This is a genomic window from Flavobacterium erigeronis, from assembly GCF_054075165.1.
Genome location: NZ_JBSKGP010000002.1, coordinates 350,294 through 361,348, shown reverse-complemented (window position 1 = coordinate 361,348; position 11,055 = coordinate 350,294). Strand labels below are relative to the sequence as shown.

Below are 11,055 nucleotides of genomic sequence, written 5' to 3'. Positions count from 1 at the left end.
TTAAGAAATACAAAAACATAAAACAAGCCTAAAATTCTTATAATTTATTCTTAAAACTTCATTTAGCAAATTAACAGTACACTAAAACATCAGAAAAAACGGTACTTTTAACATAATTATCCTGCTAATTTTAAATTAAACAAAATATTAAACAAAATATGTTAAATCGATTGAAATAAAGTATAATCTTACATTTTAAATAAAATAGTCTACAAAATTATCCGTAATATAGACCAAAAGCACTTATTTTTTTCCTATAAAATTTAAAATCTTAAAAGTTTGACGAATTTTTAAAAAACAAGTAGAAATACGTGTTCAAAATTTCAATAAAGATTAAACAAAAGTTAAAAACAAAAAAAAGCGGGCAATTATTTAACTAATTGCCCGCTTTCATTAAAACATTATAATTTATTCTAAGATTCTAAAATTTGATTAATTTGACTAAATAATTGTCCATCACTTAAAAAAGCGCCCTGTTTAATCAATTCAAAAATTGAAGAATTTCGTTCATCAGTAAATACTTTCTTCCCTACTTTCATTTCTATATTTTCTGTGAACATATTATCACTAAGCCACTGAAGCCCTTCTTTGGTTAAAAAATCAACTTCTGGAGAAAACGATTTTAAAACAATCGACTGAATGTAAGTATCAAAACAATGAAATAAAAATATATGATTTTTAGAAAAATGCTCCAGATACTCTGCTCTAGTTAATACGCCTTCCCAAATTAAATCTGAAAAAACATCCAATTCCTGTTCTGCAACTTCCGGTTTATTAATCTTTAGTTCTTCCCACTCTTTTCTATCTATTGCTTGTGTAGCCAAAAAACTTGCAAATTCAGCATGCAATTCGTCAAACTGTTCTTTTGTTAATCTTGCGTATTTCATCTTTTTTATGCTTTACGCTTTAAGTTATAAGCCATACGCTTTAACCCAAAGACTAATTATTTTTATTATAAAAAAAAATCCCGATTTGCATCGGGATTTTTATATTGTTTTTAAAACTATTACTTTTCAGCAACAATTTCGTATGGCAAGTCAACGATTACATCTCTGTGTAAACGAATTGTAGCATTGTATTTACCAGTACGTTTTACAACACCGCTAGTGATGAATTTTCTATCGATAGCATTACCAGATTTCTCTAAAGCTTCAGCGATATCGATGTTAGTGATAGAACCAAAAAGTTTCTCTCCACCAGCTTTTGCAGTAAGTTTAATTTCAAGAGCTTTTAAAGTTTCAGCTAATGCTTTAGCATCAGCAACAACTTTAGCTTCTTTGTGTGCTCTTTGTTTTAGGTTTTCAGCTAAAACTTTTTTAGCAGAAGGAGTTGCTAAAGTAGCAAAACCTTGAGGAATTAAAAAGTTACGACCGTAACCAGGTTTTACAGATACTACATCATCTTTAAATCCTAAGTTCTGTACGTCTTGTTTTAAAATAATTTCCATGTTGTTGTCCTTTATATTTCAGAAGTTAGGTTCCATTTAACCGGAAACCAACAACTATTTTTTTAATATACTATTTTAATAAATCGGCCACGTATGGCATTAAAGCTAAGTGACGAGCTCTTTTTACAGCTACAGAAACTTTTCTTTGGTATTTTAATGAAGTTCCAGTTAAACGACGAGGAAGAATTTTTCCTTGCTCGTTAACGAATTTCAATAAGAAATCAGCATCTTTATAATCGATGTATTTGATTCCTGATTTTTTGAAACGGCAATACTTTTTAGTTTTGTTAGTTTCAATGTTTAAAGGCGTTAAATATCTGATATCTCCGTCTTTTTTTCCTTTTGCAGATTGCTCGATTGTAGACATAATAATTACGCTTTAGTAGATTTTAATTTAGCTCTTCTTCTTTCCGCCCATGAAATAGCATGTTTGTCTAAACTTACAGTTAAGAAACGCATAACTCTTTCGTCACGTCTGAATTCAGTTTCAAAAGCTACAAGAACTTCTCCAGCTACTTTGAATTCGAATAAATGGTAAAAACCACTTTTTTTGTTTTGGATTTCGTAAGCCATTTTTTTAAGACCCCAATCCTCTTTCGATACCATTTCAGCTCCTCTACTAGTAAGAAATTCTTCAAATTTCGTTACTGTTTCCTTCACCTGAACCTCAGATAAAACGGGATTTAAAATGAAAACAGTTTCATAATGATTCATAAATAATAAATTTTATTTGTTAAAATTGGGTGCAAAAGTAAGCATTTAATTTACATCCACAACATTTTTTTCCTTTTATTCGTCATAATACAAAAAAATATACCCCAACCTTAGTTTTTTTTGCAAAAAAATAATACATTTACTACTGCTATCCTGAATTTATTCTAAATTTAAATGTTATGAAACTAAACTGTGTTGTTGTAGATGATAGTTCTATACAAAGGACAATTATTGCCAAATTGGTAAATAATCACCCAGGCTTGCATTTAATAGGGGATTTTTCTAATGCTATTGAAGCAAAAAGTTGTATCTCATTAAATAATATTGACTTAATATTTCTTGATATAGAAATGCCTGTTATTAATGGCTTTGATTTTCTTGACGGATTAAAATCAAAACCACAAATTATATTTATCACCTCTAAAGCCGAATATGCTTTAAAGGCTTTCGACTACGACGCTACCGACTATCTTCAAAAACCAATTGCAGTTGACCGTTTTAATGCTTCTGTAAAAAGAGCAATCGACATGCATTTGCTAAAAAAAGATATCAAAGAAGAAGAAGGCGAACATATATTCATCAAAAGTAATCTTAAAAAACTTAAAATCTTCACTTCAAAAATAAAATGGATTGAAGCTTTTGGAGATTACGTTAGAGTAGTTACAGAAGACGACAGCAATCTGGTTCTTTCTACAATGAAATCTTTTGAAAATGATTTATCGAAAGACAAATTTATCCGCGTTCATAAATCATACATTATTAATATAGATAAGGTTGAGCGCTTTAACAGCAAATTTGCTGAAATTGGCATCACCAAAATACCTTTAAGCCGCAACAAAAAAGAAGATCTTGTAAAAGCACTTTCTACTTCTTCTTAATTTGCTGTTTTAATAAAAATCTACATTAATCACAACTTTTATAGCTCTGTATTGAGCCACAGCTTCAAAACTATTCAGCATTTTCTGAATAGTTTTTTTTGTATTGCCCAAATGAAGATTGTGCGGAATCTTAATTAAAATCGTTCTGATGTACTCATTTCGTATTCTGCTTATAGCGGGCTCTTCGGGACCCAAAACTGGCATTCCTAAATTTTGGCTCAAAACCTGATACAGCCACATAGCTCCTTCTTTCAATTTATCAAAATCTTTGTGCTTTAGCGTAAGCTTTATAATCCTGAAATAAGGCGGATATCTATAAATCTGCCTGTCATACAACTGTTCTTTATACATACCTATATAATTATGGTCTGTAACCTGCTGAATAGTATTATGATTAGGATTATAAGTCTGAATAACCACTTTTCCTTGTTTTTCTGATCTTCCCGCTCTTCCAGCAACTTGCGTCATCATTTGAAAACTGCGTTCAAAGGCTCTAAAATCTGGATGATGAAGCATATTATCAGCATTCATAATTCCGACCAGACCAACATTATCAAAATCTAGCCCTTTCGCAAGCATTTGTGTACCAACCAGAATATCTATTTCACGATTCTTAAACGTATCAATTATTTTTTCAAAACCAAATTTTCCGCGGGTAGTATCCTGATCCATTCTAGCCGTTTTTGCTTTCGGAAAAAGTGTTGACAACTCCTGCTCTATCTGCTCGGTTCCAAATCCTTTGGTCGTTAAATCAATACTAGAACAGTTATGGCAATTGGTAGGTTTCGCAATCGAATACCCGCAATAATGGCATCTAAGCTGATTTTTATGTTTGTGATAAGTCAAACTCACATCGCACTGCTGACAATGCGGAACATGCCCACAAGTCATACATTCAATTACAGGCGAATATCCTCTTCTGTTTTGAAACAAAATAACCTGCTCACCCAACAACAGCGATTCAGCAATTTCTTCAATTAAAAGATCGCTAAAATGTCCTGTCATTCTTTTTCTGAAATGCTTGTCTTTTATATCAACCAAAATCACTTCAGGCAAACGGACATTTTTATAACGTTCCGTAAGCGTAACCAGTCCGTATTTATCATTTTGGGTATTAAAATAAGTTTCAATACTTGGCGTTGCCGAACCCAACAACACTTTAGCTTTATGAAAATTAGCCAAAACAATTGCCGCGTCTCTTGCATGGTATCTAGGTGCTGGATCTGTCTGTTTAAAAGTCTGTTCGTGCTCTTCGTCAACAATCAATAATCCTAAATCGTTAAAAGGCAAAAACAAAGCCGATCTCGCTCCTATTACAATTTGCGCTTTGGGCGAATTTTCGAGTGTTTGCCTCCAAACCTCAACTCTTTCGTTATTGCTATATTTGGAATGAAAAACAGCTACTTTATCACCAAAATGAAGACGCAGTCTCGAAACCAATTGAGTGGTAAGTGCAATTTCTGGAAGCAAATACAAAACCTGCTTTCCTGTTTGCAGATGTTCCTCAATAAGTTTAATATAAATTTCTGTTTTTCCACTCGAAGTTACACCATGAAGAAGACAGACTTCTTTTTCTAAAAAGCTATTTTTAATTGCAGAAAAAGCATTGTGTTGCGCTTCACTTAACTGAAGTTCTTTTTCTGATTTTTCGCCATTAAAAGTAACACGATCGTGCTGCAGATAATACTCCTCAAATATTTCTTTTTCTATTAAAGATTTTACCGCTGCCGATCCTGCATTTGAGACTTCTATAAGTTTTTTTACGGTAATTGTTTTTTTTTCTGTGGCGCTAATTTGAAAATAAGACAAAACAATTTCTTTTTGTTTAGTAGCATTTTTCAATACCGTCAGTAATTCTTCCAAACCACTATCAGATTCGTATTTGGAATGTAATTTTACATATCGAACCAGTTTTGGTTTGTAAGTTTCTTTTATTTCTTCATCCAAAAAAATGATATCCTTTGCAATCAGCTTTTGCAGAATCGGAAGTATATTTTTTCTATTTAAAATCGAAGCAATTTCCTGAACCTTTAAAGAACTCTGATGATGCAAAGCCTCGTAAATTAAAAATTCATCATCAGAAAGTTCGCTGTCATTTACTACAACATCAGGTTTATGCGAAATAATGGTTTCGCTTTCCAACAACAATCCACTTGGAAATGCACCTCGATAAACATCTCCAATACCGCACATATAATAACTGGCTATCCAAAGCCAGTGTTGAATCTGAATCTCGGTCGCAATTGGCTGTTCATCTAAAATCTGATGAATTTCTTTGGCTTCATATAAAGTTGGAGCATTTTCATGAACATCCAAAACAAGGCCTGTATAAATTTTACTTTTACCAAAGGGCACAGCTACGCGCATTCCTTTTTTAATGAAATAAAATTCAGCCTCAGAAACTCGGTATGTAAATGTCTTCGCTAGAGAAAGCGGTAAAATGACTTCGATGAAATGCATGGAGGAAATTATAAGAGAGGTGAAGGATAAATGTGAACAGCTTTTTCTTTAGTTTTTAATTTCTTTCAAACCAATTCTCCATTTGAATTCCATTTAAAAGCTTAAAATCTTTAGTATTATCAGTAACTAAAATCAATTGATTTTCGATCGCTGTTACACCAATCAAAAGATCAAATTCATCATTCATTGGCTTACCAATTTTTCTAAGCCTAACCTTCTCTATTGCGTACCTTTTTATAGATCCAAAAATTGGAATTTCAGAAATATAGCAATTCTCTAATCCAACTTCTTGAATTTTTTTATCAAGATTAAGTTTTCCTCTAAGAAAGAAAACACACGTACTAGTATCTAATAAATATGCCATTAAAAATCAATCTCCTTATCTTTAAAACTCCTGTTCGCTTTAATTTCAGACACAATATCTTCAGCATTTTTTTCTGAAGCAAATGCACCAAAAGATTTATAAAAATTGTTCTCTTTGCCTTTATTACTTTTTATTGATTTTGTAAGTCGTTCTATAAGTTCAATTTTATTCGAAAAACTAAGCCCTTCAAACAAATTTGAATACGATTCAAGTATATGTTTATCCGTTACAGTCATTTTATCTCTCTTTATATTGTTCCAAATATACGCAAAAATAAGCTATTTTTCTTTTTGTATTTTACTGAGATAATCCTGAACCAGCCTCAATGTTTGGCTTATCGACTTGTTGGTAGTTCCGCCATCATGTCCCGGAATTACATATTTCGGATTTTTAAATTTCGATTGAACTTTTATAATAGATTTCTCCCATTCTTTAACATCGGCGTCACCTAAATAACCCAAATCTTTAGCTTCTGCACTTTTTATAAAACATCCGCCATAAAGAATTTTCTCTTTTCCGAACCAAGCCACAATATTATCTGGCGCATGGCCTTTACCAGGATAATACATCTCAAATTTATATTGTCCAACCGTAAAAACGGTATCATTAGGAATTACAAACTCAGCTCTTGGCTCTTTCTTATTTTTAAGAATTTCGTCTGTTAATTTACCCGAATAAGTTTTAATTCCTTTTTTTCTATAAAAATCCAATCCGCCAGCGCGATCATCATGCGAATGAGTTGCAAAAACCATTACAACATTTTTATTGTGTTTTTTCTTAATACTATCCAATAAAGGCTGAAACTGCGTTTTATCCCACGGAGCATCAAACAGTACGGCACCTTTATCTGTAACTACATACATGGCATTGGCAGAAATCTTTACGCCTTTGTAATCATTAAAAGTCTTATAAACATAAAAGTCACCCGTAAGATGACTTATTTGTAATGGCGAATTCTTAGATTGTCCAAAGCTGTTTGAAACTATAACTAAGAATAAAATTATCGAAGCTAATTTTCGCATTAGGTTTTAATTAGTTTTTTACTCTCGTCCAATATTGTGTTCTTCCCATTATGGAAACTCCAACATAACCACGAAGTTTTAATTTATCAGCAGACTCTAAAGTGATGTAACATTTGTATTTTTTTCCGCTTGTAGGATCTAAAATTGTTCCTCCATTATATTCAGAACCGTCTTTTTTAAGTCCATTTATAATCACCATTCCTAAAATTGGTTTGTTTTTTTCAGCTCCGTCACATTTTGCACAAACGTCTTTTTTATGACTGTCACGAAGAATATCCACCACCTTGCCGTAAACTTTTCCTGATTTCTCGTAAATCTCTACGATTGATTTCGCTTCACCTGTAGCATCGTCAATTGTTTTCCATTTTCCAATTACACTTTGGCTTTGCATGGTTAAGGCAAAGAAGAACACTCCGATAGTTAGCATCAAATTTTTCATATTATTTTTCTTTTTTTTGTTTTAATTTTCTGATAGAAGCGTTCAATTCGAACCCTAAAAGCAGAATCATACAGTTTATCCAAATATAAAACATTAGAATTAATAATGTCCCAATCGAACCATAAAGTTCGTTATATTTTGAAAATTTTATAACCCAAATCCCAAAAAAGAACGAAGATATAACAATTAAGATCGTTGTAAAAACAGAACCAATGCTTATAAAAGGCACTTTATTATACTGTTTTGTACCATAACGCAATAATATTGAAGATGTTATCAAAATCATTAAAATAACAAACAAATATCGACCCAAAATAATCAGCGGAATTCGATCACTCAGCACATCCTGAATAATTGTTTTCTGAATAAAAACCTCAAAAACTACAATTGTCGCCACCGTAACAAACAAAATAACGGTCATTACTAGAGAAATAGCGAGCGCAACAAGATATTGGCTGAAAAATCCGCGTTTATCAAATACGTGTTTAGAGGATTCGAAACCACTCAAGATTCCGTTAATTCCATTTGCCATTAAAAAAATCGAAAGCAAAAATCCAGAAGATAATAAACCCGAGTGACTATTATTTAAAATATCGCTGATAATTTTACTAATGGCATCATACGTATTTGGCGGAACGCTTTGCTGTACAAATAGTAAAAAATCGTCTTGAAAATTGTCTATCGGAATAAACGGAATTAAGTTTAAGATAAAAAGCGCAAAAGGAAACAATGCCATGAAAAAACTAAAAGAAACTGCACTCGCATGATACGAAAAAGCACCTTCAAGAATTCCTAAAGTATACATTTCAAGTAAATCATACAGCGAAAAACCTTCCAACCACGGAAGTTTTACTTTCTTTAAAAGTCGGGCTAAAGAGCGCACAACGGGCAATTTTTCAATCCGAACCTCTATCTCTTTCGACATATTTTTTGATTTTAGATTTTAGAGTTATGATTTTAGATTAAACCATTCTTTAAGTTCAATTTAACTCATAACTTATAATTCAAAATTCATACCTCATTAAAAAGCTTTCAAACTCAAATCCATATTATAAACAGAATGAGTCAAAGCGCCAGACGAAATATAATTTACGCCACACAAAGCATATTCTCGGATTGTTTTTTCGTTGATATTTCCTGATGATTCGGTTTGACATTTTGTACCAATTAACGCAACAGCTGTTTTGGTATCTTCGTAATTAAAGTTATCAATTAAAATCCTGTGAACGCCATCGCTTTGTAAAATCTCTCTGATTTCGTCCAAACTGCGGGCTTCAACGATAATTTTAAGATCAAGATTATTTTCTTTTAAATATTCCTTAGTTTTAGAAATCGCACGCGTAATACCTCCAGCAAAATCAATATGATTGTCTTTCAACATAATCATATCGTACAAAGCATAACGATGATTTTCTCCTCCTCCAATTTTTACAGCCCATTTTTCTGCCACTCTAAAATTTGGAGTAGTTTTACGTGTATCTAAAATTTTAGCATTTGTACCTTCTAAAAGTTGCATCAAATGGCTTGTTTTTGTAGCAATAGCAGACATTCTCTGCATGGTATTCAAAACCACTCTTTCAGCTTTCAAAATAGATTGCGAACTTCCCGAAACTTCAAAAACAACTTCGCCATATTCTACGTGCGTTCCATCTTCAATAAAAGTTTTCACTTTTAGTTTTGGATCTACATGTTCAAATATCATTTTAGCAAGCTCAACGCCGGCAATTATTCCTTGGTCTTTCACCAATAATTTTGCCTGACCGTGTGCTGTATCAGGAATGCAGGCAAGCGAACTATAATCGCCTGGGCCAACATCTTCTCTAATGGCATTGCTTATTAAAAGTTGTAATTCTGCTTGAAATTGGGCTTCGCTTATCATTTTTCTATTTTTAATAATATGCTAAATTAGGACATATTTTATCGATTTAAAAGTTTCCTTTCTGCGAAAAGTTTCTTATTAACTTATTTTTTTGATTTTTAACCGTGAGTAAAACGTATATTTTTCTAAACGCATAGAAACATAGTTATTGAAACTTTAAAAAAGGCGTTTCACTTGCATCAATTCACATAGCGTAACGCATTGTCTATGTGTGAAAATCTAGATTTTTTCTAAAATCCTCAATATGGCAATTAAAAAATCTATGTTTCTATGTGTTTAAATTTTTCAAGCAAAATCTGCCAAAACAATTCAAAACATTAAATATCTTTGAGGTTCAATCAAGCAAAATTTATGGGATTAATTAAAGATATTTACTCGGTTTCTTTTTACGAAAAATTTGGTCAGGCTGTCGCCGAAGTCCATCCTTCATTCGATAAACAAAAATTTATTGAAACGATTTATGAAGGTGATTTTGCTCAAAAAGAATGGAAAGAAAGAATGAAACACACGACTGTTGTTTTTCATCAGTTTATGCCACAAAACTTTTTTGAAGCTACAGCTTTAATCGATAAAATCATTGAAAATCTCAGAAAAAACAATTTTGCAGATAGCAATCTGGCATTCATTTTCTTTGCCGATTATATCGAAATGTATGGATTAGACGATTTTGAAACCTCAGCCAAAGCCTTTGTTTCTATAACGCAATTTATAAGCTGTGAATTTGCGGTTCGTCCTTTCATTTTAAAATATAAAGAAAAAATGATCGAGGAAATGATAAAATGGTCTCTGCACGAAAATCATCATGTACGCAGATTAGCAAGCGAAGGTTCTCGACCAAGATTACCCTGGGCGATGGCGATTCCTTTTCTGAAAAAAGATCCTTCTTCAATTCTTCCTATTTTAGAAAATCTAAAAAATGATCCGTCAGAATATGTTCGCAGAAGCGTTGCCAACAATTTAAATGATATTGTAAAAGATAATCCTGAAATTGTTTTGGAAATCGCAAAAAGATGGAAAGGTCATACCAAAGAAACCGACGGAATTATCAAACATGGCTGCCGAACTTTACTGAAACAAGGTCATCCGGAGATTTTAAGCCATTATGGTCTGGAAAGCACGAATATTGAACTTTCTTCTTTCGAAATTAAAACGCCTAAAGTAAAAATTGGAGATTATCTGCAGTTTCATTTTTACTTAAATAATAAAAATGAAGAAGCAAAACGGTTCGTTTAGAATATGCTGTTCATTACAAAAAAGCAAAAGGGCATTTGGCGAAAAAAGTATTTAAAATCAGTGAGAAAATCTATCATCCGAACCAATTAACCAAAATTGAAAGAAACCAGTCTTTTAAATTAATTACAACTCGTGTTTTTCATACGGGAATCCATCAATTGTCGATTATTATTAATGGAACAGAAAGTGAAGTTTTGGAGTTTGAATTGATTAAATAATATCTCTTAATGAATCTGTTTATGGAAATAAAGAAATCAATTATCAATATTAGTTTTTGTTTAGTTTTTCTAACATCTATTCTTAGTTTTCAGACTAAAAAAGAAGAAGTTTTAATTCTTTCTTACTCCGCCATAGACTGTCCTTGTGCTCAATGGAAGATAGAAAATCAAAAAAACACAAAAAACATTTATTTGGAAAGGGCAAATAACAAAATATTGGATGCCGATAAAATTTGGGATGGAAAAACTTTGCCTCTAAAATTACGTCTAAAAGGATATTTCAAAAAGGATCTTGGAATTCCAAGAAACTTTTCTACTAAAGGAAATCCAAAACCCGGAAAAGTATTCTTATATACTAAAATCGAAGAAATCAAGTAACTCAATCACCTTAAATACCTAAT

At 32.0% G+C, this 11,055-nt stretch carries 15 protein-coding genes; 4 read left to right on the top strand and 11 right to left on the bottom strand.

The genetic code is table 11. The annotated features are described in order from the left end of the window. Nucleotides 1-413: 413 nt before the first annotated feature. The 4 genes from ACWA1F_RS05620 to rpsF form a co-directional block, all read right to left on the bottom strand. Complete coding sequence (locus tag ACWA1F_RS05620) at nucleotides 414-887, bottom strand: DUF6495 family protein (protein ID WP_456892305.1); 474 nt, start codon at nucleotides 885-887, stop codon at nucleotides 414-416. A 119-nt stretch (nucleotides 888-1,006) separates the two neighbouring features. Beyond that, the gene (rplI, locus tag ACWA1F_RS05615) at nucleotides 1,007-1,447 is read right to left on the bottom strand and encodes a 50S ribosomal protein L9 (protein ID WP_306157689.1); all 441 of its coding nucleotides are present in this window, start codon (nucleotides 1,445-1,447) and stop codon (nucleotides 1,007-1,009) included. A 70-nt stretch (nucleotides 1,448-1,517) separates the two neighbouring features. Continuing rightward, nucleotides 1,518-1,814 carry a 30S ribosomal protein S18 gene (gene rpsR / locus ACWA1F_RS05610; protein ID WP_002987043.1) on the bottom strand — a complete coding sequence of 99 codons (297 nt, stop codon included), beginning with the start codon at nucleotides 1,812-1,814 and terminating at the stop codon, nucleotides 1,518-1,520. Nucleotides 1,815-1,819: 5 nt separating this feature from the next. Beyond that, entirely contained in the window at nucleotides 1,820-2,161 is a 342-nt protein-coding gene (gene rpsF, locus ACWA1F_RS05605; RefSeq protein ID WP_026729424.1) for a 30S ribosomal protein S6, read from the bottom strand. Between the two features lie 179 nt (nucleotides 2,162-2,340). Between rpsF and ACWA1F_RS05600 the strand changes: the two genes are divergently transcribed. Then, complete coding sequence (locus ACWA1F_RS05600; protein WP_008463025.1) at nucleotides 2,341-3,039, top strand: LytR/AlgR family response regulator transcription factor; 699 nt, start codon at nucleotides 2,341-2,343, stop codon at nucleotides 3,037-3,039. A gap of 9 nt (nucleotides 3,040-3,048) precedes the next feature. Here ACWA1F_RS05600 and priA read toward each other — a convergent pair whose 3' ends face one another. The 7 genes from priA to nadC form a co-directional block, all read right to left on the bottom strand. Continuing rightward, a complete protein-coding gene (gene priA / locus ACWA1F_RS05595) occupies nucleotides 3,049-5,499 on the bottom strand; it encodes a replication restart helicase PriA (RefSeq protein WP_456892298.1) in 2,451 nt (816 codons plus the stop codon). A gap of 55 nt (nucleotides 5,500-5,554) precedes the next feature. After that, nucleotides 5,555-5,863, bottom strand: coding sequence for a PIN domain-containing protein (locus ACWA1F_RS05590; protein ID WP_456892296.1), 309 nt, complete (start codon nucleotides 5,861-5,863; stop codon nucleotides 5,555-5,557). Then, nucleotides 5,863-6,099: a hypothetical protein gene (locus ACWA1F_RS05585; protein ID WP_306157654.1), complete on the bottom strand. Its 237-nt coding sequence runs from the start codon at nucleotides 6,097-6,099 to the stop codon at nucleotides 5,863-5,865. The genes ACWA1F_RS05590 and ACWA1F_RS05585 overlap by 1 nt, the downstream gene beginning before the upstream one ends. A 42-nt stretch (nucleotides 6,100-6,141) precedes the next feature. Continuing rightward, nucleotides 6,142-6,885 (bottom strand): subclass B1 metallo-beta-lactamase, encoded by a 744-nt coding sequence (gene bla-B1-FLAV, locus ACWA1F_RS05580; RefSeq protein WP_456892294.1) that lies wholly within the window; start codon nucleotides 6,883-6,885, stop codon nucleotides 6,142-6,144. Between the two features lie 10 nt (nucleotides 6,886-6,895). Next, the gene (locus tag ACWA1F_RS05575; protein ID WP_306157650.1) at nucleotides 6,896-7,324 is read right to left on the bottom strand and encodes a DUF2147 domain-containing protein; all 429 of its coding nucleotides are present in this window, start codon (nucleotides 7,322-7,324) and stop codon (nucleotides 6,896-6,898) included. A gap of 1 nt (nucleotide 7,325) precedes the next feature. Next, nucleotides 7,326-8,249, bottom strand: coding sequence for a YihY/virulence factor BrkB family protein (locus ACWA1F_RS05570; protein ID WP_456892292.1), 924 nt, complete (start codon nucleotides 8,247-8,249; stop codon nucleotides 7,326-7,328). 96 nt (nucleotides 8,250-8,345) lie between these two features. Then, the gene (gene nadC, locus ACWA1F_RS05565; protein WP_456892290.1) at nucleotides 8,346-9,203 is read right to left on the bottom strand and encodes a carboxylating nicotinate-nucleotide diphosphorylase; all 858 of its coding nucleotides are present in this window, start codon (nucleotides 9,201-9,203) and stop codon (nucleotides 8,346-8,348) included. 351 nt (nucleotides 9,204-9,554) lie between these two features. Between nadC and ACWA1F_RS05560 the strand changes: the two genes are divergently transcribed. Genes ACWA1F_RS05560 through ACWA1F_RS05550 form a run of 3 tightly spaced genes read left to right on the top strand, consistent with a single transcriptional unit; the run spans nucleotide 9,555 to nucleotide 11,032 of the window. Next, complete coding sequence (locus ACWA1F_RS05560) at nucleotides 9,555-10,436, top strand: DNA alkylation repair protein (RefSeq protein WP_456892288.1); 882 nt, start codon at nucleotides 9,555-9,557, stop codon at nucleotides 10,434-10,436. A gap of 35 nt (nucleotides 10,437-10,471) precedes the next feature. Further along, nucleotides 10,472-10,654, top strand: a complete 183-nt coding sequence (locus ACWA1F_RS05555) for a hypothetical protein (RefSeq protein WP_456892287.1) — start codon at nucleotides 10,472-10,474, stop codon at nucleotides 10,652-10,654. Nucleotides 10,655-10,675: 21 nt separating this feature from the next. Further along, nucleotides 10,676-11,032, top strand: a complete 357-nt coding sequence (locus tag ACWA1F_RS05550) for a hypothetical protein (protein WP_456892285.1) — start codon at nucleotides 10,676-10,678, stop codon at nucleotides 11,030-11,032. Nucleotides 11,033-11,055 lie beyond the last annotated feature (23 nt).